The following is a 23,696-nucleotide window of genomic DNA, read 5'->3' on the forward strand; positions in this document are numbered from 1 at the left end:
CCATCCGCCGCGGCACGTTCCGATCCGTGCGCGAGCTCAACGCCAAGATCCGCGTCTTCATCAACGGCTGGAACGACCGCTCCCACCCCTTCGTGTGGACCAAGACCGCCGACGACATCCTCAAGAAGGCCAACCGTCAGAAAACTTCAAACACGAACCACTAGGCGTCGCTTTCACCTGTCTCTAGTCCAGACTCCTCCGCGAGATCCACAATCTTCTCGGCCCGAGCAAGAAGCTCGTCGAAGGTGACCACCTCTGGCTCCACCAGATTTCGACGGAACAATTCAAAAGATCGAATCTTGTCGACGTGATCCTTTTCATCTCGCGAAAATTCGCTCAATTGCCCCAAAAATTAGGAAGCTTCGTGGACGCACGGCATAGGTGAAACCCCCAGTCTCCCAGCCCTCGTCATCCAAAGAAGAGAACCTGGTCCGGATGCCATCGATAGCACGGTCGACGGTGCCTTGAATCTGTGCAACAGCTCCAACGACCTCCTTATCGATGCGCCAGCACCCCGGCCGGTACTCCTCATCGAGCAGCAGCGTGTCATGACGTTTGATCTCGACGAAAACCAATGACCTCACGACGCCGGCGGTTTTGAGGAGCGCATCAACCCGCTTCCCAGATTGAGCGATAGATGAGCCAGCCACGACCTGCTCGAGGCGTTTCTCGTCCCAGCCATCTAAATACTGCTGCGCCAAGCCACCACCCAGCATCCAGGGATTTGCCTCGAACAACAATTGCCAGACGCGTTCTCCACCGCGCAGTCTCCTCGCCTCGCTTTCGAAGAAAGCCGAGTCCCCCAAGAGACGACGGAATCTGTCAACCGCCTCTCGTCGACCTGCAATTGCAACAATGTCTTTCGCCGACACATCGGTGGCAATTAATTCTTCAAAGAGCGACGAGTCCTCCATGTAAGCGGCCATTAGCGCCTCAGAGGACGGCAGGGTGACGAAACTCGAACTCTCCTCGTCGCCCAGACTTGTCAGCGTTTGGTTACCCATAAGTGCGACGAATGACGCGGCAGCGTCGCCGCTCAAGTGTAGAACGGTTCTTTCGTACGTCCCTGACTCCACCTGCCAATGTGCCTGAATCCAGATCTCACTGACTCGTCGACTCTCACGCGTGATGAGAACCTTAACAAGGAAATCGGCGTCAGCTGTCCCTGCCACTGTCCAAGCGGCAGCGACCGTGTCGTGTTCACCCGCCCCCGTGAGGCGAACAGCACCTCGCTGCTTGATCGGCAACCCCAGGATCGTGGCGCCTGCACCATGGCTAGTAGCGGCAGCATCGATATCTCCGCTGGTGGCAGAGACCTCAACCTCTTCGCCTTCCTCACACACTTAGCGTGCACTATTCGTTCGGAGTGCAGGTGACGCACGCGCAACGGACCGTGATGCCAGAGTTGGCCTGAGCCACCCCAAGGATCGCCCCGGATTGGCGCCCGGTTCTAACATCATCGAGCACCACGTTCGCAGGCTGTTTGGTACCTACAAGCTCATCGGAGGAGAGCCGGTGATTTTCGGAGTCACGGGCGCGATACACCAAAACAGTATTGTCCCCATGCTCAATCGCACGAACACACGCGGCACGAATGTGGTAGCGATTGAACTCTGAGATGGCGAATGTTTCGGCCGCTCGTGCCCGCGCGTCAGGCCGGATACGACCCTCCGATTCGAGTTCCGCAGTGAGCCACCCCTCGTCGTGCTTTTCTATCGCCTCTCGGAGCAGTGCTGGGTAGGCGCGTTTTCCTAATTCCGTGAGGTAGGTGCTCAGGTATACGTCTTTCCCATCCAACTCCACCTCTCTGAGCATGAGAGCCCGTATCGAATCGTCCAGCGAGTGAAACTTAAACTTCTGCGTAGAAACCTCAGGCAATAGGCGATAGTCACCTGCCCAGAGGATGCTACATCGAATTGAGATTGTCAATGGGCTTCGACAACAGCCGCGGTCGGGGAGATATGAGCAGCACCGACGGCGGACGCTTGTTCTGTGCTGGCCGCTCGCCTATCTACTCGTTGCCGATTCAGACGGTCTGGTCGCGCGCAAGTGGCGGCAGTTGAGCTACGACGGCGCGACGGACGAGCGCAGCGACGACCGGCGCGTCGGCGGCGGCGAGGGGGTCGAGGCGCAGGATGCGACGGCCGAGGATGGTGCCGGCGACGGACGTCCCGATCATCGTCGCGCGCAGGGCCGCCTCGTCGGGGTCGGCACCGGGCGCCTCGGCGAGCCGGGCCGCGATCGGGTGCATGAGGTTCGCCTCGAGGAACCCGCGGATGCGCGCCGCGGCCTCCGGGTCGCTCGCCGCCGTCCGGATGAGCGCTTCCAGCCGTTGGACCGTGCGCTCGTCGCCGAGAACCCGCGCGAGGACTCCGGAGAGACGGTCGGGCAGCGACTCCAGGGGTCCCTCCAGCGCCTGACGCACCAAGGTCAGGGGAATCTCCGGAAGCTCGAGGACCTCGAGGAACAGCGCTCTCTTGGAGCCGAAGTGGTGGACGATCAGCGCCGGGTCGACGTCGGCCTCGGTCGCGATGGCGCGCAGCGTCGTCGCGGCGAACCCCTTGTCGGCGAAGTGCCGGCGGGCGACGTCGGCGATGACCTCGCGCGTCCCGGACTCGCCGGGGCGCCGACCCGTCGGCCGCACCCGAGGTGCTGCGTCGTCCGTCACCCGCTCACCCTTCCACGTGCTTGACATCTCCCTCCCCAGTCTGGCATAACTCAATGCATGTTGAATTCAATGCCTGTTGAGCTACCGGACGACGTCATCGCCGACCCCCGCCGCCGCACCGCCGTGCTCGTCACGGTCGGCCTCGCCCTCATGACGGTCGTCTCGGCCGTCAGCGGGCTCAACGTCGCGCTGCCCGACCTCGCGGTCGACACCGGCGCCACCCAGACCCAGCTCACCTGGATCGTCGACGCCTACACCGTCGTCTTCGCCGGCCTGCTGCTCCTCGCGGGCGCGGTGGGCGACCGCTACGGGCGCCGTGGGGTGCTCGTCGCCGGCCTCGTGGTCTTCGGTGCCGCCGCCGCGGTTGCGATGGTGACGACCGACCCGGGCACCCTCGTCGCCCTGCGGGCCGCGATGGGACTCGGCGCCGCCGGGATCATGCCGACGACGCTCTCGGTCATCACGACGTCCTTCCCCGAGGAGGACCGGCCCAAGGCCATCGGCGTCTGGGTCGGGATCGCCGGCGGCGGCGCCGTCCTCGGCCTCTTCGGCACCGGGATCCTCCTCGAGTTCTTCGCGTGGAGCTCGTTCTTCGGCCTCAACGTCGTCCTCGCGGTCCTCGCCCTCGTCGGCACGCTCGCCGTCGTCCCGGGCAGCCGGGACGACGGCGCCGGACGGCTCGACCTCGTCGGCGGCCTGCTGTCGCTCGTCGCCGTCGCGGGCGTCGTCTTCGGGATCATCGAGAGCGCCGAGAACGGCTGGGGCGACGCGGTGACGATCGGCGCCCTCACGACGGGGGTCGTCGGGCTGGCCGCGTTCGTCGCGTGGGAGCTACGGGTGTCCGACCCCCTGCTCGACCCGCGCCTCTTCGCCGCGCGCGGCCTGTCGGCCGGGAGCCTGACGATCACCGTGCAGTTCTTCGCGATGTTCGGGTTCTTCTTCGCCGTCCTCCAGTACCTCCAGTTCGTCGTCGGCTTCTCGCCGCTCGAGGCCGCCCTCCGACTGCTGCCCCTCCCCCTCGTCCTCATCCCGACCGCCCGCCGGGCCCCGGTCATCGCGCAACGGCTGGGCTTCCGCCGGCTCGGGGCGGTCGGGCTGCTGCTGCTCGCCGCCGGCCTGTTCGTCATGACGATGCTCGAGCGCGACCTCGGCTACGGCGTGCTCGTCGGCGGCCTCGTCCTCTTCGGGGCCGGCGCCGGGATGGCCGGCACCCCGGCGACGACGGCGATCACCGAGGCGCTCCCGGCGTCGAAGCAGGGCGTCGCCTCGGCGGTCAACGACACCGCGCGCGAGCTCGGCTCGGCCATCGGCATCGCCGTCCTGGGCACGATCCTCGCGACGACGTACAGCGAGGGGGTCGCGAGCGCCGCGAGCCGCCTGCCCGCCGAGGCCGGGGACGCGCTCAGCGAGTCGATCGCCGTGACGCGCTCCCCGCAGCTGGCGGAAGCCGGACCGGCGGCCCAGCAGGTCGTCGCCGCCGCCCAACAGGCGTTCGTCGACGGCATCTCGCACGCGCTGACGGTGGCCGCCGTCATCGTCGCCGTGGCGGCCGTCGTCGTCCTCGTCCTCGCCCCACGGGATCGCGCCCCGGAGTCCGCACAGGACTGAGGGGCGGACGCTTCGGTCAGCGGGTGGCATCGGTGCGCAGCAGCCGGAGGCCACCCGCCGCCATCCCGCCGACGGCCCAGGCGAAGAGGGTCGACCGGGCGGAGGCGATCGTCATGTCCTCACCGATGCCCTCCCCGAACACGACGTAGATCGCGTTCGTACCGGGGAGGTACTCGGCGACGGTGCGCAGTGACTCGTACGGCAGGTTTCCCAGCACGAGAGGCAGCACGACGAGCAGCGCGATGGCCGAGACGAGTGAGCCGGCGGTGCTCCGGGTGAGGAACCCCAGCCCGATGCCGAGCAGCGAGCCGCAGCCGACGACGAGGGCGGCGTCGCCGAGGATCGAGGAGCCGGCGCACAGCGACATGCCCAGCCCCGTGGCCTGCACAGCGACGAGCGCCGCCGCCACCGTGAGGAGCAGCACCGCCAGCAGCACTGACACGCCGGCCACGACGAGTGCCCGGCCGGCCAGCAGCACCCCACGTCGGGGAGTCCACTGCAGGGTCGGGACGATCCCGCCCGTCCCGTAGTCGGACGCAGCCGCGACGCACGACAGGGCGACGAGGCCGAAGAGCAGGAAGAGCATGACGAACCGGACGCCCTCCCAGGCCGACAACCCCCCGTAGCCGGCGTCCTCTCCGCCTGCGGCGTCGTAACCGGCGAGTGCACCGAGCCCGGCGACGAACAGGGTCAGCGCCACGACGAGCACCCACGTGGAGCGGACGGTCCACAACCGCGCCCACTCCGCCCGGACCGTGCGCGCCAGCACTGTCACGGTCCTCACGAGGCCTCCCCGGCCCGGTCGGACGCGCTCCCCCGGAACTCGACCTCGTCCTGGGTCAACGACCAGTAGGCGGCTTCGAGCGACTCCTCGACCGTCGCCAGGTGGTGGAGGGGGACCCCGGCCCGATGGGCGGTGTCCCCGACCTCGGCCTCGTTCAGACCGACGACCTCGAGCTCACCGACCCCGGACACGACGACGTCCGCCAGCCCTCCGATGACGGCCGCCAGCTCGTCGGCGCGCGGGCTACGGACCCGGACCCGGTGCCGACCTCGGGCGAGCACCTCGTCGACCCGGGCGTCGGCGACGAGCCGGCCACGACCGATGATGACCACCCGGTCGGCCACGAGCTGGACCTCGCTCATCAGGTGGCTGGAGACGAAGACGGTGCGCCCCTCGTCGGCGCAGTCCCGGAAGAGGGTGCGGATCCAGCGCACCCCTTCGAGGTCCAGCCCGTTGACCGGCTCGTCGAACACGAGGACGGGCGGGTCTCCGAGCAGGGCGGTGGCGATCCCGAGGCGCTGGCGCATCCCGAGCGAGTACCCCTTGATCCGGCGCCGTGCGGCCGCGCCCAGGCCGACGCGCTCGACCACCTCGTCCACCCTCGTCATGGGGATGCCGTTGCTTCGGGCGGCGATACGTAGGTGGGTCCGCCCGGAGCGCCCCGGATGCATGGCCGCGGCGTCGAGCAGGGCGCCGACCTCGCGCATCGGCGCCGGGAGCTCGACGTAGCGCCGCCCGCCGACGGTCGCCGTCCCCGCCGTGGGACGGTCGAGGCCGAGCAGCATCCGCATCGTCGTCGACTTGCCGGCGCCGTTGGGCCCGAGGAACCCTGTCACCGTCCCGGGCTCGACGTCGAACGTCAGCCCGTCGACAGCACGCACCCGGCCGAAGTCCTTGGTCAGTCCCCGCACCTGGATCATGTGTCGAATCTAGGGGCGGTGGTCCGGGATCTCCGGGAGCACGGCGTGAAGATCTCGTGCAGATCTGCACGGCGGGCACGCCCGCAGCCCGCCGTCGGTGACCCGCGGCGTCGTACCGGGGTGGTCCGCTCCCGGTGTACCATCATCGGTTCGCCGGTATGAGCTCTCCCGAGAACACCGGCCCCCGACCCACCGCGACGACAGGAGGCGGTCCCGCCGTGCCCGCGTCGCCCGCCCCACCGCCCGCGGACCCCGTCCTCGCGGCCGAGCAGGCCCACCTGGACCGAGCCCGCGCCGAGCTCGCCCGGATGCGTGCGGCCGTCGACCGGCTCGACGCCCGCACCGCGAGCGACCCGCTCAACGCCGCGGTGCTCAGCCACGTCCTCGCCCGCCGGGTCGCCTCCCTCCAGGACGACCCGCGCACCACGCTCTTCTTCGGTCGCATCGACTGCCGCACCGAGCACGGCGAGGAGACCTTCCACGTCGGCCGCCGGCACGTCAGCGACGACCACGGCGACCCGGTCGTCGTCGACTGGCGCGCCCCGGTCTCGACCGCCTTCTACCGGGCCTCCGCCACCGAGCCGATGGGCGTCGGCCTCCGCCGCCGCTTCGGGGTCGACCGCGGCCGTCTCACGGCCTACGAGGACGAGCACCTCACCCATGGCAGGGGCTCCGACCACAGCGCCATCCTCGCCGCGGAGATCGAGCGCCCCCGCTCCGGGCCGATGCGCGACATCGTGTCGACCATCCAGCCGGAGCAGGACGAGATCGTCCGCTCCGACATCTCGGCGAGTATCTGCGTCCAGGGCGCACCCGGCACGGGGAAGACCGCCGTCGGGCTGCACCGCGCGGCCTGGCTGCTCTACTCGTTCCGCTCCCGGCTGGAGCGCTCCGGTGTGCTCGTCGTCGGACCCAACCGGGCCTTTCTCGACCACATCGGCGCCGTCCTGCCCTCGCTCGGCGAGATCAGGGTGCAGCACGCGACGATCGACACGCTGCTCGACCACGGCCGGGTCCGCGGGCAGGACCCCACCGACGTCGCCGTGCTCAAGGGCGACGCCCGGATGTCCGAGGTCCTGAGGGCGGCGGTGTGGCGCAGCGTCGGGCGCGCCACCGAGGCGCTCGTCGTGCCCCGCGGTTCCCGCAAGTGGCGGGTCCCGGCCTACGAGGTGCAGGACGAGGTCGACGCCCTCGCGCGCCGCGGGGTGCGCTACTCTGCGGCTCGCGACCTCCTCCCCCAGCGGCTCGCCACCTTGTCATGCGGCAGATCGAGCGGTCCGGCGACTTCCCCGGTGAGCGCGTCCAGAACTCCATCGCGAAGTCCGCGCCGGTCAAGGCCTACACCAAGGACCTCTGGCCCGCCCTCGACCCGGCCGCCGTGCTGTTCCACCTGTTCACGGACGAGCACGCCCTGGCCGACGTGGCCGACGGCGTGCTCACCGAGACCGAGCAGCGGATGCTGCTCTGGGAGAAGCCACCCCGCACCAAGGGCGCGGCTCGGTGGACCCGTGCCGACCAAGCGCTCCTCGACGAGCTCGCCGACCTCCTCGACCGCACGCCGAGCCTCGGCCACGTCGTCCTCGACGAGGCGCAGGACCTCTCCCCGATGCAGCTGCGCGCCGTGGGGCGCCGCGCGTCCACCGGCAGCCTCACCGTCCTCGGCGACATCGCGCAGGGCACCACCCCGTGGGCGACGCCGTCGTGGGACACCGCGATGGCCCACCTCGGCCGCCCCGAGCACGAGCTCGTCACCCTCGACCGCGGCTTCCGCGTCCCCGGCCTCGTCATCGACTTCGCCGCCCGCCTGCTGCCGTCGATGGCCCCGGGTCTCGGCGCGCCCGTCTCCGTCCGCGAGAACCCCGGACGGCTGGACGTCGTCGCGGCCGACGGATCCCGCCGCTCGGCCGCCGTCGTCGACGCCGTGCGCGCGGCCGTGCAGGAACCCGGGTCGGTCGGCGTCATCGCGCCCGACGCGTTCCTCGACGCGCTGGATGCGGCCCTCGCCCGCGCGGAGATCCGCCACGGGCGGCTCGACGCCGAGCACGGCGACGACGAGGACCGGCAGGTCGAGCTCGTCCCGGCGAGCATCGCCAAGGGTTTGGAGTTCGACCGCGTCGTCGTCGTGGAGCCGGCGGCCATCGCCGCTGCGGAGCCGGACGAACGCACCGGGCTCCGGCGGCTCTACGTCGTTCTCACCCGGGCCGTGTCCGCCCTGACCGTGGTGCACAGCGACCCGCTCCCGGACGCGTTGGCCCGGTGACGCCGGCTCAGCGCACGTGCTCGCGCAGCCACTGGTCGGTGACCCGGCGGTAGAGCGCGTCGGGCAGCGCGTCGCGGTCGAAGGCGTGGTCGAGGTACGGGAACCGGGCCTCGGTGACGTCGACCCCGGCCTGCCGCGCGCGATCGGCGAAGGCCTCCGCGTCCGACGCCGGGACGAGACGGTCGCTCCCGGGCACGAGGAGCAGCGTCGGCGGGGCCTCGGCCGAGACGTAGGTCGTCGAGTCCACGTCGCGGTAACGCTCGGGCACCTCCTCCGGGGTTCCCCCGAGGTACGCGGAGGCCATCCGCCGGGCGCTCGGACCGAGTGGCCCACCGACGTCGTGGAAACCCACCGGGTCCAGCACCGGGTAGAGGCCCGCGACCGCCACGACCCGCGGCACGCGGCCCGGACAGGCGGACGGCGCGTCACCACGGGCCGACCGGTAGGCCAGGTTCACGGCGAGGTTGCCACCGGCGGAGTCCCCCACGACGACGATGCGCGACGGGTCGCCGCCGTGGTCGACGGCGTGCTCGGCCGCCCAGACCAGAGCGCAGCCCACCTGGGCCGGGACGACGTCCCACAGGTGGCGTCGCGCGTCGGAGTGCGAGTACTGGACGCCCACGACGAGCCACCCCTGCTCGGCGAACCACCGCAGCTGTACGGCACGGTGCTCGGGGTCACCTCCGACCCAGCCTCCGCCGTGGACGTAGAACAGCACCGGTGCGCCGGGCCCGGCCGGCTCCCAGACGGCGACCGACAGGTCCTCACCGGCGTCGGTGAGGTAGCGCACCCGGGCGTCCGGGGCGTCGCTCGGAGCACCGCGTTGCGCGACCGACCACGGGTTGACGACGACGCCGACGCGCCAGCCCACGGCGAGCAGCTGGGTGGTCACCACGCCGTGGGCGAGCACCGCTCCGGACGCGAGGACCGCGAGGGTGAGCCGGACGGCACTGCGGCGCGCCCGCACGAGCAGCCAGGCCACCGCTGCCGTAGCCGCGGCCAGCGCGAGGAGCCACGGGGACATCCCGGCCAGCCGGCTACCGGTCAGCCCCAGCGCGCTCTGCCCACCCGTCGACACCGCCACCGCAGCCAGCCCCAGCGCGATCGTCACGACCATGACGACCACCGTCGCCGGCCCGTGGACCGGCTCCGGACGCCCGGGGCGTGCGCCGGTGCTCATGTCACCATCGTCGGTCGACGCGCTCGACCACGCCTCCCCGGGCAGGAGACGTCATCCCTTCTCGGAAGCAGGCGACGCCAGCAGACCGCGCAGGGTGGCGGCGAGGAGCTCCTCCACCTGACCGAAGGGGTCGCCGGCGAACACCTCGAGATCGGGCCTGTGCGCGTACACCTGCCGGACCACGGGCGCGGGCCGCCGGCCCGTGGCCACCGCCGACACCATCGAGACCACCGCCAGGACGAACAGCGTGGCGCCGTCCGCCGTGAGTGGGGGGCAGGCCCGTCGCACCGCGTCGCCGAGGTCGGTGACCAGGGTGGCCGTGGCCTCCTTGAGCCGAGTCGCGGTCTCGAGCGAGACGTTGTGCTCGAGATGCGTGGGGAGATGGCCGAGCAGCTCACAGAACACGGTCCGCGCGAGCACCGTGTCCATCACGACCCGGGCGACGTCCTGCGGGGTGGCCGAGCCACCGGGACGAGGCACGCCGTCGAGAGCCGCCACGACCTCGCGGGTGACCTCGATGCCGTCTTGGGCGACCAGCGCCACGAAGATCTCCTCGCGGGTCCCGAAGTGACGCACCACGTTCGAGGTCGCGAGCCCGACCTCGTCGGCCAGGTCCGCGAGCGTGAGGCCCAGGATCCCGCGCTCCTCCACCAGCCCCCGCGCCACCCCGAGGATCGCTGCGCGACGCTGCTCCTTCTGTTCCGGGGTCCTCGCCCGCACGAAGGTCGGGGGCGCGGGAACACCCGCGCCCTCCGGGGACGATGCTGCCGAGTCGGCCACGATCCTCCTCTTGCCAGTGCAATGACGTTGCATTACCTTAGCGGTGTAGTAACGCAACGCCATTGCGCAACGACGAGGAGTTCCCATGCCTGCTCCACCCCCCGCCCGTCCCGTCACCCTCACCGTCAACGGCCGCCGGACCACGGCGTCGCTCGAACCGCGCACCTCGCTCCTGGACGCACTGCGCGAGCAGGCCGGTCTGACCGGCACGAAGAAGGGCTGCGACCAGGGCGCGTGCGGGGCCTGCACCGTGCTCGTCGACGGACGCCGGGTCCTCGGCTGCCTCACCCTCGCGATGCAGGCCGAGGGCTGCCACGTGGTGACGATCGAGGGCGTCGGCCCCCATCACCCGCTGCAGGACGCGGTCGTCCACCACGACGGGCTCCAGTGCGGGTTCTGCACCCCGGGACAGGTGTGCTCGGCGCTCGGGATGCTCGCCGAGCACCGCGCCGGTGCGCCAAGCCTGGTGACGGAGGACCTGGCTGCGGACGCCGTCCCGCTGACCTCAGCCGAGATCCGCGAGCGGATGAGTGGCAACCTCTGCCGGTGCGGCGCCCACAACGGTCTCGTCGCGGCCGTCCGCGAGGTCGCCGAGAGCGGGTCGGCCCGGTGAGGCCTTTCGACTACGCACGCCCGGCAGACGTCGACGAGGCACTGTCGCTCGTCGGCGACACCCCCGGTGCACGGTTCCTCGGCGGTGGGACGAATCTCGTCGACCTCCTCCGCCGGGGCGTCGAGACCGCCGACCTCCTCGTCGACGTCTCCCGGCTCCCCCTCGACGAGATCGAGGAAGCCGCGGACGGTGGCCTCCGCGTGGGTGCCGGCGTGCGCAACTCGGACCTGGCCCACCACCCGCTCGTGCGGCGCCGGTACCCCGTGCTCTCCCGAGCGCTGCTCTCCGGGGCCTCCGGACAGCTGCGCGCGATGGCCACCGTCGGAGGCAACCTGCACCAGCGCACACGATGCCCCTACTTCACCGACCTCGATGCGCCGTGCAACAAGCGTGACCGTGGCGCGGGGTGTGCCGCTCGCCACGGGGCGAGCCGTGGCCTGGCCGTCCTCGGGACGAGCGAGCGGTGCGCGGCGACCCATCCCTCCGACCTCGCCGTCGCACTCGTCGCGCTCGACGCACGGATCGAGCTCGCCTCCCGGGACGGGGTCAGGGAGGTCTCCGCCGACGGCTTCCACGTCCTGCCGGGAGAGACCCCGGACATCGAGACGGTCGCCCGCCGCGACGAGCTCGTCACGGCCGTGGTCCTCCCCTCACCTCCCCCGGGCCGGGGTGACTACCGGAAGGTGCGGGACCGCGCGTCGTACGCCTTCGCGCTCGTCTCGGTGGCCGCCGTCCTCGACGTCGTGGACGGCGACGTCGCCTCCGTCCGCCTCGGGCTCGGTGGGGTGGGCACGGTTCCGTGGCGGGCCCACCGGGCCGAGGCCCACCTCACCGGGTCGCCGCTGAGCGACGAGCGGGTCGCGGAGGCCGTGGCCCTCGAGCTCGCCGACGCACGCACCACGCCGGACAACGCCTTCAAGGTCGAGCTCGCCCGGCGAACCGCCGTCGCGACGCTGCGCCGCCTGGCCACCCCCTCCGACTCCACGGCAGGAGCCATCGCATGACGACGACCCCGACCCGGCCCCGTGCCACACCCTCGACGCCGCCGACGGCGGGAAGAACGGACGAGCGCCAGTGGGTCGGGCGCGGCGTCGACCGCCGTGACGGCCCGGCCAAGGTGCACGGTGACGCCCTCTACACCGCCGACCGTCCGTTCCCCGGCCTGACGCACGGCTGGATGGTGCACGCGCCGCACGCCCGAGCACGCATCGTCGCGATCGACACCGCCGCCGCCCGTGCCCATCCCGGGGTGGTCGACGTCGTGACCCATGACAACGCACCCCGTATGGCACCGCCGCCCTCGGCCAGCCTCCTCGACCTCAGCTCGTTGGCGAGCCGTAGCCGTGTCGAGTACCTCAACACCGACCAGGTGCACTACGACGGCCAGCCCGTTGCGGTCGTCGTCGCCGAGAGCCTCGAGACGGCGCGGTACGCCGCGTCCCTGGTCCGCGTGGACTACGAGGTCCTCCCCGCGACGACGGACTTCCGGGCCGCCCGCGACACGGCGACGCGGGCGAAGCAGACCCCCGCGGCCCCGACGGTCAGCGGGACGAAGGGGGACGCGGTCGCCTCGCTCGACGCCTCTCCGGTGGTCGTCGAGCTCGGGCTCACCACACCGGCGCACCACCACAGCGCCATGGAACCGCACGTCACGACTGCGCACTGGGACGGGGACCGGCTCACCGTGTGGGACCCGACGCAGGGCATCGACTGGTGCCGCAAGCACCTCGCCCGACGGTTCGGCGTCGACGTCCGCCAGGTGCGCGTCCTCGCTCCCGTCATCGGTGGCGGGTTCGGCGGGAAGGGCAGCGTGTGGGCGGGCACCCTGCTCACTGTGCTCGCGGCGCGGCACGTGGAGCGACCGGTCCGGATGGCCCTGAGCCGCGAGGCAGTGACCCGCACGGTCGGCGCCCGCACCCCGACGATGCAGCGCGTCGCACTCGGTGCGGACCGGGACGGGCGGCTGCGGTCCGTCGTCCACGAGGCCGTCGTGCGCTCCTCCACGGTCGGGGGCGGCAGCGAGCAGGTCGTCGCCGTGAGTACCGCGCTCTACGCCACCCCGGCCCTCCGGGTCGGGACCGAGGTCGTCGAGCTCGACATGCTGCCGAACACCTTCATGCGCGCCCCGGGCGACGCGACGGGCAGCTTCGGGCTCGAGTCCGCGATGGACCAGCTCGCTCACGACGTGAGCCTGGACCCGGTCGAGCTGCGGCTGCGCAACGATACCGACCGCACCCCGCTGCACGGCCGGCGCTTCTCCCACCGGCGCGTCCCCGACCTCATGGAGCTCGGATCCCGGGAGTTCGGCTGGGCCGAGCGCGGTCCGGGAGGTCGGCGCGACGGCGACCGTCTCGTCGGTCACGGGATGGCGCTGGCCTACCATCCGGCGCTGACCTTCGAGGCCCACGTCGTGCTGCGCGCCACCGCCGCCGGGCGGGTCGTCCTGCGGACCAGCGCCCAGGACATGGGCATGGGCATCGCGACGGTCCTCGCGCAGGTCGTGGCCGACGAGCTCGCCGTGCCCCTCGACCGCGTCGGCGTCGAGTACGGGGACTCCGACCAGCCGATCGCCCCTCCTGCCGGCGGGTCCACCCAGACGGCCAGCCTCACGGCTGCCACGGTACGGGCCGCCGAGCGGCTCAGGTCACGGGTGCAGCGGCTCGGCCCCTCCGCCGCGGGGTCGGTCCTCGACGCCGTGCGAGCGCACGGCCAGGACGTCGAGGTCGTCGTCGGGCACGACGAGGGGCTCCGCGCCCGGGCCGGGACGCTGCGGTGGATCGCCGAGACACTGTGGGGACAGCGCCGCTGGCAGCGTGCAGCCTGGGGCGCCCACTTCTGCGAGGTGGCGGTCGACGCCGACACCGGCGAGGTGCGGGTGACGCGATGGGTCGGCGCGTTCGACATCGGCGCGGTCCTCAACGCCAAGACGGCGGCCAGCCAGCTGCGCGGCGGCATCGTCATGGGCCTGGGTCTCGCCCTCACCGAGGAGTCCGTGACCGACGCCCGGACCGGCCGGCTCGTCGGCCCGGACCTCACGCACTACCACGTGCCGTCGCACGCCGACGTGCCGGAGATCGGGATCCACCTCCTCGGCGACCCCGACCCGACCGCGCCCCGCGGCGTCGTCGGCGCCGGCGAGGTCGGCATCACCGGGGTCGGGGCGGCCGTCGCCAATGCGGTGTTCGACGCGACCGGGCGGCGGCTCACCCACCTGCCGCTCACGCCGGACCGTGTCCTCGGGCTCGCTCCCGAGGCGTGACCCGGCCCGGTCACCCGGCGCGTGTCGCCACGAGCCGGGAGTCCGCGAGCGCGGCCGTGCGGTGCACGGTCGTCGCGAGGTAGTCCGGGTCGCTGACCATGGCGAGGAACGCCGCACGCGAGGGGTAGCGCACGAGCAGCACCTCGTCCCACTCCCCCTCGGGCCCGATGACCGCGAGCTCCGAAGCCCCCTGGAAGACCGGCTCACCGCCGACGGCTCGGACGAAGCGGACGGCCTCACAGCTGTAGCGCTCGTACGCCTCACGGCCGGAGCACGGCTCCGCGTCCACGCCCGCGGGGTACTCGGCGGAGTCCCGGAAGCGCAGCAGGTTGAGCATGACCACCGGTTCGTCGTCGGGCAGCCCGGCGAGTGCGGAGAGAGCGTCCGGGGCGGGCTCCAGGTACGTGTCGGCCATCCCCCGAGCATGCCACCGGGGATGGGTCGCCGGTCAGTCGTGGGCGACGAGGAAGACGTGCTCGCTCGGGCAGCCGCGCGGGAGGTCGACGACCGCGCGGTCGTCGGTCTCGCCACCGCCGAGCTCGATGCGGGCGCCGTCGGCGAACTCGGCTCCGCGGTAGCGCAGCACGCCGTCGCTCAGCGACGCACCGACGAAGGCGGGGGTCGTCACCGCGGACCCGTCGTCGACCGTCACGCACTCGTCCGTGATCGAGAGGGTGCCGGTGAGCATCGCGTCGTCGTTCGACGCTCCGGCGTCGTAGGTCGCGAGAGCGCCGGACGCGCCCGTGCCGGAGCAGCCACCGAGGAGCAGGGCCGTCGCCGCGAGCGCCGGCGCCACCCGGCGGGTCCTCCACTCTGAGTCGATGCGCATGCCGGGACCGTAGACCTCACCCGTGACCCGCTCCTAGAGGGCGGCCCCCGGAACGGTCCGAACGGCCGATCTCAGACCACGGTGTCCCGCAGGAGATCCCACAGCGCCTCGACGTCGGCCCGCTCGGTCGGCTCGGCACCGATCGAGACCCGCACCATCCACCGTCCGTCGAGCTGGCTCGCCCCGAGGAAGGCGCGCCCCGTGGCGTTGACGGCGTCCACCCAGGCGAGGGTGTGCGCGTCGAGCGCGTCGCCCTCCAGCCCCGCGGGCTCGTGGCGTAGGCAGACGGTCTGCAGCGAGACGGGGGCGAGGACCCGCCATCCCGGCTCGGCCTCGACCTGCTCGGCGAGCCACTGCGCGTTCGCGAGGTCGCGGCGCAGACGCTCACGGATGGCCTCGACTCCGTCGAGCCGCAGGTGGAACCACAGCTTGAGCGCCCGGAAGCGGCGCCCGAGGGGGATCCCCCAGTCCTTGTACTGGACGACCTCGTCGTCGGTGCTCGCCCGCAGGTAGCTCGGCGTGGTCGACATCACCGAGACGAGGTGGTCGACGTCCCGGACGTAGAGCAGCGAGGTGTCGAGGATCGTGCCCATCCACTTGTGCGGGTTCCATGCGAGGGAGTCGGCGTCGTCGACGCCCTCGAAGAGGTGGCGCATCTCGGGCAGGAGCATCGCCGAGCCGGCCATCGCTGCGTCGACGTGCACCCAGGCGCCGTGCTCGCGGGCGACCTCGACGACGTCCCGGACGGGGTCCATCGCGGTGGTCCCCGTGGTGCCGACGGCCGCGACCACGGCGGCCGGGACGCGCCCGGCGGCGGCGTCCGCGGCCATGGCCGAGCGCAGGGCGTCCGGGTCCATCGCGTAGGTGACGGGGTCGACGGCGACGTAGCGGAGGTTGTCGGCGCCGTACCCGGCGAGCAGTGCCCCCTTCGCCACCGACGAGTGCGCGTGCGGCGAGGTGTACACGACGAGGGGAGCGTCGAACCCTTGGAGCCCGCCGCGGTGCTCGGAGCCGTCGCTGGCCCGCTCCCGCGCGGCGAGCAGGGCGACCAGGCACGCCGTGGACGCGGTGTCCTGGATGGCGCCGCGCCACTGCGGCGCCATCCCGCAGAGATCGCGCAGCCAGTCGGTGACGACCTGCTCGACCTCGGTGAGCGCCGGCGCGGACTGCCACGTGATGCCGAGCGCGCCGACGCCGCCGGCCGCGATGTCACCGAGTACGGACGCGAGCGAGGCGTTGCTCGGGAACCAGCCGTAGAAGCCCGGGTGCTGGGTCTGGGTGATGCCCGGGACGACGACGCGGTCGAGGTCGGCGAGGAGCGACTCGAAGGGTTCGGCCGTGGTGGGCGGGTGCTCCGGCAGCGCTGCACGCACCTCGCCCGGCCCGACCTGTGCGGCGACCGGCAGGGAGGGGACGCGTTCGCGGTGGTCGGCGATCCAGTCGACGAGGGCGTGACCGGCGGCGCGGAACTCTTCGGGCGTCATGGGCGACGGGCCCTTCTGCTCAGAGGTTGATCATGTGGCCGGCGATGCCCTCGACGGCCTCCTTGACGGCCTCGGAGAGCGTCGGGTGCGCGAAGACGTTGCGCGCGACCTCGTCCGCGGTGAGGTCCCACTTCTGCGCGAGGGTGAGGACCGGCAGGAGCTCGGTGACGTCCGGGCCGATCATGTGAGCGCCGAGGATCTCGTGGTGCTCCGCGTCCGCGACGACCTTGACGAAGCCGACGCCGTCGCCGAGCCCCATCGCCTTGCCGTTGGCGCTGAACGGGAACTTGGCGGTCCTGACCTCGTAGCCCTTCTCCTTGGCCTGGGCCTCGGAGTAGCCGAAGGAGCCGATCTGCGGGTGGCAGTAGGTGGCCCGCGGGACGAAGTCGTACTCGACGGGCATCGTCTCGGCGCCGGAGAGGTGCTCGGCGGCGACGACACCCTGGGCCTCGGCCACGTGGGCGAGCATGAGCTTGGCCGTGCAGTCGCCGATGGCGTAGACGTTGTCGACGTTGGTCTTGCAGTACTCGTCGATCGCGATGGCGCCCCGCTCGGTGAGCTCGACCCCGGCGGCCTCGAGGCCGAAGCCCTCGGTCCGCGGGGCGAAGCCGATGGCCGAGAGCAGCTTGTCGGCCTCGAGGACCTCCTCGCTGCCGTCCTTGGACACGGTGACCTTCACGCCGGACCCGGTGTCCTCGACGGACTCGACCTTGGTGCCGAGCAGGACCTTCACGCCGAGCTTCTTGTAGTGCTTGAGAAGCTCCTTGGAGATCTCCTCGTCCTCGGTGGGGACCATCCGGTCGAGGAACTCGACGATGGTGACGTCGACGCCGAAGTTCTTCATGACGTAGGCGAACTCGACGCCGATGGCGCCGGACCCGGCGATGACGATGGAGCCCGGGAGGTTCTCGTCGAGGATCTGCTCCTCGTAGGTGACGACGTTCTCCGACACCTCCACACCGGGGAGCATCCGGGTGACCGCGCCGGTGGCGAGGATGAGGTGGTCGAAGGTGATGCTGCGCTTCTCGCCCTCGTTCAGCTCGACGTCCATCGAGGTGGCGGACGTGAGAGTGCCCCAGCCGTCGATCTCCTCGATCGTGTTCTTCTTCATGAGGAAGTGGACGCCCTTGACGATGCCGGCCGACACCTTGCGGGAGCGGGCGTGCGTGGCGCCGTACTTCATCGACACCTCGCCCTCGATGCCGAAGAGCTCCTTGTCGTGCTCGAGCGTGTGGGCGAGCTCGGCGTTCTTGATCAGCGCCTTGGAGGGGATGCAGCCGACGTTGAGACACACCCCGCCCCAGTACTTCTTCTCGACGACGGCGACCTTCTTGCCGAGCTGCGCGGCGCGGATCGCCGCGACGTACCCACCAGGACCAGCACCGAGCACCACGACGTCGAAGTCAGCCATGTCGTCAGCCTATCGGGGGCTGCGGGGGCCTCCCGATCGGGGCGTGGCTCCGACTCAGAGCTCGGGGAACCAGATGCCGATCTCGCGCTCGGCGGACTCCGGGGAGTCCGAGCCGTGGACGATGTTCTTCTGCACCTTCTCGCCCCAGTCGCGGCCGAGGTCGCCCCGGATGGAGCCCGGGGCCGCGGCCGTGGGGTCAGTGGCGCCGGCGAGGGCGCGGAAACCCTCGATGCAGCGGTCACCCTCGATGACGGCCGCGCACACCGGGCCGGAGGACATGAACTCGACGAGCGGCTCGAAGAACGGCTTGCCCTCGTGCTCGGCGTAGTGCCGGTGCAGCATGTCGGTGTCGGCGGAGACGACCTCGAGGGCGGCGAGCCGGTAGCCCTTGGCCTCGATCCGGCGGAGCACCTCACCGGTGAGGCCGCGGGCGTAGCCGTCGGGCTTGACGAGGACGAGGGAGCGTTCGATGGTCACGCAGCCAGCCTAGTCGGCCCCCGCCGAACCCCCGGCAGCGGCGGCCTCGGCCTCCCGGCGGGCCAGCGTGGCGTCCGCCTTCCGCCCTTGGACGATGAGCAGCACCCACAGCGCGGTGAAGACGACGCCGACCCCGACCATCGCCGGCACGAGCCAGGCGCTCACCCAGGTGAGCACCTGGACGAGCCACCCCAGGGTGATGCCGACGGGCGAGCGCATCAGCCCACCGGCCACGAGCGAGAACGCCGCCAGACCCATCCCGACCCAGAACAGCCGCGAGCCGTCGCCCGACCGGTCGTCGGCGATGGCCAGCCCCCGCGCGACGAGGGCGAAGAACGACAGCAGGACGGCCTGGCCGACGAGCGCGACCGCGAGCAGCCGGAAGGTGAGCTTCCCCTGGCGCCCGTAGAGGGGCAGACCCCTCACGCGGTGGTCCCGCCGTGCTTCCAGCGGTAGGTCTCGACGGCCGTCTTGGACTCCTTGAGGCCGGCACCGGTGGCCTCGCGGTAGAGCTTGATCGCCGGGATGAGACGGTCCTGTGCGAGCTCGACGTCGATGGCCTGCCGCGCGTGCTCGGGCAGCTCGTCGACGGGCATGAACGTGACGTGCGAGGACAGGCCGGGCATCCCGTTCGCCCGGACGGCACGGACGACGTACCAGACGGCCACGACCACGGCGATGATGAGGACGAGCTTCACGAGCGGGCTCATGCCGCCCAGCCTACGGGCGCCATCTGCGGTCACATCGACGCGGCCATCGGTACCGCTCCCGGCTGCAGTCCGTGGCACACATCCTCGGACGGGCCCATGACTCGCACTCGGCTGCGTGCACGACCTCGGGCTCCGCCGCTGCCGCTAGAGTCCGGCGGGGGGCCGCGACCACTGCGCTCCCGACCACCGAGGGAGGACACGATGAGAACCAAGACACGTACCGTGCTGGCGGCCGCTGGGGCCGTGGCGCTCCTGACCGTGCCGACACAGGCTCAGGCCGCCGACTACACCATGTGGTCGAAGAGCGGGAAGTCGTACATCTGGCACGACGACAGTGCCAACGCCATCAAGGTGTGCGACCTGGCGACCGGCGACGGCATCGGAGCGCATGCCATCGTGATCGGCAACAAGCCACAGCGCGAGCGCATCGTCTACAACGGGTGCGAGACCATCGGCAACATCGCGGACGGCTGGTGGCAGGACGTCACGATCTGCGACTGGGTGCACGAGTACGGCCAACGGGTCAACAAGAACTGCCAGCACACCCAGTTCAGGGCCTGACCGATGCTCCGGTGTCCGCCCAGGGGCGGGTCTCCTGGGCGGACACCGCGGCCAAGGCCATGGAGGTCAGACGGTGGTCTCGCCGAGGAGCATCCGGACGTCGGCGGCGGTGACCACCGAGCCGGTGGCCAGCACTCCCCCCGCGACGCCGCCCTCGTCCGCGAGCCCGGCGGCGCGGTCGAGGGCGTCCGGCAGGTCATCGACGACCGTGACCCGGTGCTCGCCGAAGATGTCCCCGGCGATCTCGCCGAGCTCCGCAGGCCGCATCGAGCGCGGTGAGCTGTTGCGGGTGACGACGACCTCGTCGAGCGCCGGCTCGAGCGCCTCGAGCATCTCGGTGACGTCCTTGTCGCGCATCGCCGCGACGACGCCGACGAGCTTGACGAAGGTGAACGAGTCGGTGAGCGCCTCGCGCAGCGCCCGGATGCCCGCGGGGTTGTGCGCGGCGTCGACGAGCACGGTGGGGCTGCGGCGGACGATCTCGAGCCGCCCCGGGGACGTGACGGCGGCCAGGCCCGCCTTGAGGACGTCGAGGTCGAGGGGCTGCTCGGCCCCACCGACGAACGCCTCGACGGCGGCGACCGCCATCGCCGCGTTCTGCGCCTGGTGCGCGCCGTGGAGCGGCAGGTAGAGGTCCGGGTAGTCGGCGGCCAGGCCCCTGAGGGACAGCTGCTGCCCTCCGACGGCGACATCCCGCGCGGTGACGCCGAAGTCGGCGCTCTCGAACACGATCCGAGCGCCGACCTCGGTGGCGCGGTCGAGGAGCACCTCGGCGGCGTCGCGGTCGGGCTGCACGCCGGAGACCGCGATGGCGTCCGGCTTGATGATCCCCGCCTTCTCCTCGGCGATCTCGACGGGAGTGTCCCCGAGGAAGTGCCGGTGGTCGACGTCGATCGGGGTGACCACCGAGACCGGGGCGTCGACGACGTTCGTGGCGTCCCACGACCCACCCATCCCGACCTCGACGACCGCGACGTCCACCGGCAGGTCGGCGAACGCGGCGTACGCGACCGCGACGAGCACCTCGAAGTACGTCATCAGTGGGCCGCCCTCGGCGACCGAGCGGGCGTCGACGATCTCGACGAACGGGATGACGTCGTCGTACGCGGCGAGGAAGCGTTCGGGCTCGACGGGCCGGCCACCGACGGCGATGCGCTCGAGCATCGAGTGCAGGTGCGGGCTGGTGAACCGGCCGACCTTGAGGCCCATCTCACCGAGGACGGACTCGATGATCCGGGCCGTGCTCGTCTTGCCGTTGGTCCCGGTGACATGGATGACGGGGAAGGTGCGCTGCGGGTCACCGAGCAGCTCCATGACCGCCGCGATGCGGTCGATGGACGGCTGCAGGTCGTGCTCGGGCGCGCGGGAGAGGATCGACTCCTCGACCTCTCGCAGCCGCTTGCGGACCTCGAGGGCCTGCGCGGCCTCGCGCTGGGCGGCGTCGGGTGCAGGGCTCACCCACTCATCCTCCCGCACCCCGGCCGCGGGTGCGGAACCGGTCGACCCGGCGACCATCTCCGCACTCGACGGAGTCGGCCGCGCCTCGACGAGCGTCGTGGCTAGTCTCGTGCCCGACGGAGGGAGGCCGTATGACCGTCTACCTGGCCTGGACCGGGGCGCCGCTGCCCGGGCACCTGCCCGGCCCGTGGGAGGAGGTCCGTGTCCTCACCGACGATCTGGCCCTCGTGGCCAGCGAGGACACCCTCTCGCGCGTCTACCACGAGCTGAAGTGGTCGCTGCCCGACGGCACGGCGCTGCTCGTCAGCCCGGTCGACCGGCTGCCGAAGCTCAAGGGCATGCCCGCGGGCACGCAGTCCTGGCTGCACGCTCGCGTCCCACCACGGTGAGGACGTCGCTCATCGTCAGACCCGCACCACCGCTCGTCGAAGAAGTGACACCCGCCGGTTCCTCACCCGACGAGGGGACGCGATCAGGACCAGCGCGTTCATCCTCCGGCAGCCTGACGGTCGTTGACCGAGCGGGCGTCAGTCCTTGGGCTTGCGGCACACGGTGCCGACCCAGACCTGCTGGCCGCGGTCGACGACGACCTGCCGCTCGGCCAGCACCTTGCCGCTGCGGTTCGTGCAGGTGAGTGTCCAGGCCTCCTTGACGCCGGTGTACGCGGCCGGCGTCGGCGAGAGGAACTCGACCTCGCCCGTCCAGTCGCTGCTCGCCCCGCCCGCGTAGTTCTCGACGCGCACGGTGTACCTGCCGGGCACGGGGTCGACGAGCAGCGCGACCTCGGGGTCGTCCAGGCTGGCCGCGGACGCGACCTGCCGGCCGTCCTCGTCGTAGACGTAGACGTCCCAGTCGACGTCGGCGTCCGGCCAGGACACCCGCACCTCGGCCGTCGCGTTGTCGTACCGCGGCAACCCCTCGACGGTGAAGGTGCTCTCCTCGGCCTCGCCCTCCTCCGGGATGCCGGCGGGGTTGGCCAGCTCCGCGCTGGGCTGCGGCGGGGCGAGCGGGTCACGGCCGTAGCGGCCGGCCACCTCGGGGCGGGTGGACGGGTTGACGTCCCACGTGAAGCGACCGTCCGGACGCAGCGTGCTGCTGAGGTCGTTCTGGTAGGCGACGGGGTCCCCCTCCGTGCCGTCCGAGGCGATCACCGGCGAGGTGAACGCCTGGAAGGTCTTGCTCACCGTGAGAACCGTGCCCTTGGGCGCGGTGCCGACCAGCGTCGAGTGCAGCGAGCGGTCCCGGGTCGCCTGGGCCATCCGGTAGAAGGACTCCCGGTTCCCGCCCTTGCCGGCTCCGGCCGCGGGCTGCAGGCCGAGGTACTCGGCGACGACGCCGGTCTCGTACGGCGGGTGGAACTCGTCCGGGCCGATCTCGAAGGTGAAGCCGAGCCCGCCGGTCTGCCAGTAGCTCCAGTCCTCGACCGAGCCGGAGGTGTCGTACAGCTGGAACGCAGCCTGGTTCGTGTAGCCGTTCGGCTCGGCGAGGTCGGCACCGAGCGCCCTGTACACCGGCTCGTCGGGGGCCCACCCGGTCGAGGCGATCGACGGCGGCCGCAGGACGAGGTTGCTGTAGGTGTGGTTGGTCACGAGGTTCGTCACCTGGCGCGACGAGATGAGCCGCTTGATGTTGCCGACCTCGGGGGTGTCCCCGGGGCCGTCACCGCGGAAGGTGTCGCTGCTCCAGTTCGTGCTCGCGCCGGGGCCACCCCAGAAGCCCGGGTAGTTGCGGTTGAGGTCGGTACCCCGCAGCCGCCCGGCCGGGTTGTCCTCACACGTGCCGGTCAGGTACGCCGCCGGGGTCGACCCGGAGACCGAGCAGTTCTTCCGCTTCATCTCGTAGTCGAACAGCGAGAAGTCGCCGAGCGGCGCCGCCGACCGGCTGATGTCGAAGCCGTCCGGGTTCACCACGGGCACGATGATCGTCCGCACGTCCCGCAGGATCTCCCGGGCGCGGCCGTCCCTGCGCCGGTTCTCCAGCAGGTCGTACGCGAACTCCATGCTGTGCTCCACCGACGGCCACTCGCGCGCGTGGTGCGCCCCCATGAGGAGGAAGGCCGGCTTGCCGTCGTCGACGGACCGGGCGCCCCGGGTGATCTCGATGCCGCGCACCGGCCGCCCTTCGACCGTGCGGTTGGGCAGCGTGAAGAGGCGCACGAGCGAGGGGTACCTACGGGCGAGGGCGGCGAGCTCGTCGTTCACCTCGTCGAGCGTCCGGTAGGACGTCCGGCCGCTCGGGAGCCCGGACTTCTTCGTCGCCGCGGCGTAGCGGCGGTCGGCGGCGGCGTTCTCGCGCGCGGTCTTCGCGAGGTCGGCGTCGACGACACGCCACCGGTAGCCGGCCTCCCGCAACCGGCGGGCGTCGGCCTCGCCGTGCAGGATGACGTCGATGCCGGTCGCGTCGGCGTGCTCGGTGGTGTCGAGCCCGAGTTCGCTGACGTCGGTACGCTCGGCCGCGGTCGGCGCCAGGACGTGGACGAGCCGCGGCGTGTCGTCCGGCGGGCTGGGCGCCGCGAGGGAGACCCCCGAGACACCCACGGCGAGAACGGCGGCCGTGGCCAGCGCCATCGAGAACCTGCGGACCTTGACGGGACGTGACGGCATGGGCTGCTCCTGTCGGCCTGGACCCCTGCACCGGGCCGGATGCGGCGGCCCAGGAGGACCGTAGACCCGCCGTGCGTCGCCCGCATCCCGA

The 23,696-nt window shown here is 71.6% G+C and carries 23 protein-coding genes and 1 pseudogene; 8 read left to right on the forward strand and 16 right to left on the reverse strand.

The features are described from left to right. A pseudogene (locus JQN72_RS18320) lies at positions 1-164 on the forward strand (IS630 family transposase); the annotation flags it as partial. A gap of 153 nt (positions 165-317) precedes the next feature. Here JQN72_RS18320 and JQN72_RS18860 read toward each other — a convergent pair. Both JQN72_RS18860 and JQN72_RS07880 read right to left on the reverse strand, forming a co-directional pair. Further along, complete coding sequence (locus JQN72_RS18860) at positions 318-1,343, reverse strand: Shedu immune nuclease family protein (protein WP_204134632.1); 1,026 nt, start codon at positions 1,341-1,343, stop codon at positions 318-320. 683 nt (positions 1,344-2,026) lie between these two features. After that, complete coding sequence (locus JQN72_RS07880) at positions 2,027-2,668, reverse strand: TetR/AcrR family transcriptional regulator (RefSeq protein ID WP_204134633.1); 642 nt, start codon at positions 2,666-2,668, stop codon at positions 2,027-2,029. 69 nt (positions 2,669-2,737) lie between these two features. On the opposite strand from JQN72_RS07880, the gene JQN72_RS07885 reads away from it, so the two are divergent. Further along, positions 2,738-4,276, forward strand: coding sequence for an MFS transporter (locus JQN72_RS07885; protein WP_204134634.1), 1,539 nt, complete (start codon positions 2,738-2,740; stop codon positions 4,274-4,276). Positions 4,277-4,292: 16 nt separating this feature from the next. On the opposite strand, the gene JQN72_RS07890 is transcribed toward JQN72_RS07885, so the two are convergent. Genes JQN72_RS07890 through JQN72_RS18865 form a run of 3 tightly spaced genes read right to left on the reverse strand, consistent with a single transcriptional unit; the run spans position 4,293 to position 6,642 of the window. Continuing rightward, a complete protein-coding gene (locus JQN72_RS07890; protein WP_204134635.1) occupies positions 4,293-5,060 on the reverse strand; it encodes a hypothetical protein in 768 nt (255 codons plus the stop codon). Continuing rightward, positions 5,057-5,980 (reverse strand): ABC transporter ATP-binding protein, encoded by a 924-nt coding sequence (locus tag JQN72_RS07895; RefSeq protein WP_204134636.1) that lies wholly within the window; start codon positions 5,978-5,980, stop codon positions 5,057-5,059. Before JQN72_RS07895 ends, JQN72_RS07890 begins: the two co-directional genes overlap by 4 nt. Beyond that, the gene (locus JQN72_RS18865; protein ID WP_307812513.1) at positions 5,977-6,642 is read right to left on the reverse strand and encodes a hypothetical protein; all 666 of its coding nucleotides are present in this window, start codon (positions 6,640-6,642) and stop codon (positions 5,977-5,979) included. The genes JQN72_RS07895 and JQN72_RS18865 overlap by 4 nt, the downstream gene beginning before the upstream one ends. A 596-nt stretch (positions 6,643-7,238) precedes the next feature. Between JQN72_RS18865 and JQN72_RS18870 the strand changes: the two genes are divergently transcribed. Next, on the forward strand, positions 7,239-8,240 hold the full coding sequence (locus JQN72_RS18870; RefSeq protein WP_307812514.1) for a hypothetical protein: 1,002 nt from the start codon (positions 7,239-7,241) through the stop codon (positions 8,238-8,240). Between the two features lie 7 nt (positions 8,241-8,247). On the opposite strand, the gene JQN72_RS07905 is transcribed toward JQN72_RS18870, so the two are convergent. Together JQN72_RS07905 and JQN72_RS07910 are read right to left on the reverse strand one after the other, a co-directional pair. Continuing rightward, the gene (locus tag JQN72_RS07905) at positions 8,248-9,420 is read right to left on the reverse strand and encodes an alpha/beta hydrolase (protein ID WP_204134637.1); all 1,173 of its coding nucleotides are present in this window, start codon (positions 9,418-9,420) and stop codon (positions 8,248-8,250) included. Positions 9,421-9,471: 51 nt separating this feature from the next. Beyond that, entirely contained in the window at positions 9,472-10,200 is a 729-nt protein-coding gene (locus JQN72_RS07910; RefSeq protein ID WP_204134638.1) for a TetR/AcrR family transcriptional regulator, read from the reverse strand. Between the two features lie 85 nt (positions 10,201-10,285). Here JQN72_RS07910 and JQN72_RS07915 point away from each other — a divergent pair, with 85 nt between their 5' ends. From JQN72_RS07915 to JQN72_RS07925, 3 genes are read left to right on the forward strand one after another with little or no spacing between them, the layout of a single operon-like run. Beyond that, positions 10,286-10,813, forward strand: a complete 528-nt coding sequence (locus JQN72_RS07915) for a 2Fe-2S iron-sulfur cluster-binding protein (protein ID WP_204134639.1) — start codon at positions 10,286-10,288, stop codon at positions 10,811-10,813. Further along, on the forward strand, positions 10,810-11,817 hold the full coding sequence (locus JQN72_RS07920; RefSeq protein ID WP_204134640.1) for a xanthine dehydrogenase family protein subunit M: 1,008 nt from the start codon (positions 10,810-10,812) through the stop codon (positions 11,815-11,817). The genes JQN72_RS07915 and JQN72_RS07920 overlap by 4 nt, the downstream gene beginning before the upstream one ends. Continuing rightward, complete coding sequence (locus tag JQN72_RS07925; protein ID WP_204134641.1) at positions 11,814-14,072, forward strand: xanthine dehydrogenase family protein molybdopterin-binding subunit; 2,259 nt, start codon at positions 11,814-11,816, stop codon at positions 14,070-14,072. Before JQN72_RS07920 ends, JQN72_RS07925 begins: the two co-directional genes overlap by 4 nt. Before the next feature lie 10 nt (positions 14,073-14,082). Here JQN72_RS07925 and JQN72_RS07930 read toward each other — a convergent pair whose 3' ends face one another. The 7 genes from JQN72_RS07930 to JQN72_RS07960 all read right to left on the reverse strand — a co-directional run bounded on the left by JQN72_RS07930 (position 14,083) and on the right by JQN72_RS07960 (position 18,983). After that, positions 14,083-14,487, reverse strand: coding sequence for a DUF1330 domain-containing protein (locus JQN72_RS07930; protein ID WP_204134642.1), 405 nt, complete (start codon positions 14,485-14,487; stop codon positions 14,083-14,085). 33 nt (positions 14,488-14,520) lie between these two features. Next, positions 14,521-14,901: a hypothetical protein gene (locus JQN72_RS07935; RefSeq protein ID WP_204134643.1), complete on the reverse strand. Its 381-nt coding sequence runs from the start codon at positions 14,899-14,901 to the stop codon at positions 14,521-14,523. A gap of 71 nt (positions 14,902-14,972) precedes the next feature. Next, the gene (locus JQN72_RS07940; protein ID WP_204134644.1) at positions 14,973-16,385 is read right to left on the reverse strand and encodes a pyridoxal-dependent decarboxylase; all 1,413 of its coding nucleotides are present in this window, start codon (positions 16,383-16,385) and stop codon (positions 14,973-14,975) included. A 19-nt stretch (positions 16,386-16,404) separates the two neighbouring features. Beyond that, positions 16,405-17,796, reverse strand: a complete 1,392-nt coding sequence (gene lpdA / locus JQN72_RS07945) for a dihydrolipoyl dehydrogenase (RefSeq protein ID WP_204134645.1) — start codon at positions 17,794-17,796, stop codon at positions 16,405-16,407. A 54-nt stretch (positions 17,797-17,850) separates the two neighbouring features. After that, positions 17,851-18,273 carry a nucleoside-diphosphate kinase gene (gene ndk, locus JQN72_RS07950; protein WP_204134646.1) on the reverse strand — a complete coding sequence of 141 codons (423 nt, stop codon included), beginning with the start codon at positions 18,271-18,273 and terminating at the stop codon, positions 17,851-17,853. A 9-nt stretch (positions 18,274-18,282) separates the two neighbouring features. Then, positions 18,283-18,699, reverse strand: coding sequence for a DUF4233 domain-containing protein (locus JQN72_RS07955; RefSeq protein ID WP_204134647.1), 417 nt, complete (start codon positions 18,697-18,699; stop codon positions 18,283-18,285). Next, positions 18,696-18,983, reverse strand: coding sequence for a hypothetical protein (locus tag JQN72_RS07960; RefSeq protein WP_204134648.1), 288 nt, complete (start codon positions 18,981-18,983; stop codon positions 18,696-18,698). Before JQN72_RS07960 ends, JQN72_RS07955 begins: the two co-directional genes overlap by 4 nt. A gap of 201 nt (positions 18,984-19,184) precedes the next feature. Between JQN72_RS07960 and JQN72_RS07965 the strand changes: the two genes are divergently transcribed. Next, positions 19,185-19,544 carry a hypothetical protein gene (locus tag JQN72_RS07965; RefSeq protein WP_204134649.1) on the forward strand — a complete coding sequence of 120 codons (360 nt, stop codon included), beginning with the start codon at positions 19,185-19,187 and terminating at the stop codon, positions 19,542-19,544. A 66-nt stretch (positions 19,545-19,610) separates the two neighbouring features. On the opposite strand, the gene JQN72_RS07970 is transcribed toward JQN72_RS07965, so the two are convergent. Continuing rightward, positions 19,611-21,002: a folylpolyglutamate synthase/dihydrofolate synthase family protein gene (locus JQN72_RS07970; RefSeq protein ID WP_307812516.1), complete on the reverse strand. Its 1,392-nt coding sequence runs from the start codon at positions 21,000-21,002 to the stop codon at positions 19,611-19,613. A gap of 131 nt (positions 21,003-21,133) precedes the next feature. On the opposite strand from JQN72_RS07970, the gene JQN72_RS07975 reads away from it, so the two are divergent. Then, positions 21,134-21,391 (forward strand): hypothetical protein, encoded by a 258-nt coding sequence (locus JQN72_RS07975; protein ID WP_204134651.1) that lies wholly within the window; start codon positions 21,134-21,136, stop codon positions 21,389-21,391. A 138-nt stretch (positions 21,392-21,529) separates the two neighbouring features. On the opposite strand, the gene JQN72_RS07980 is transcribed toward JQN72_RS07975, so the two are convergent. Next, positions 21,530-23,605 carry a M14 family metallopeptidase gene (locus JQN72_RS07980; RefSeq protein WP_239100336.1) on the reverse strand — a complete coding sequence of 692 codons (2,076 nt, stop codon included), beginning with the start codon at positions 23,603-23,605 and terminating at the stop codon, positions 21,530-21,532. Between the last annotated feature and the right edge of the window lie 91 nt (positions 23,606-23,696).

It is taken from the genome of Phycicoccus sp. CSK15P-2 (genome assembly GCF_016888005.1).
GTDB lineage: Bacteria > Actinomycetota > Actinomycetes > Actinomycetales > Dermatophilaceae > Phycicoccus.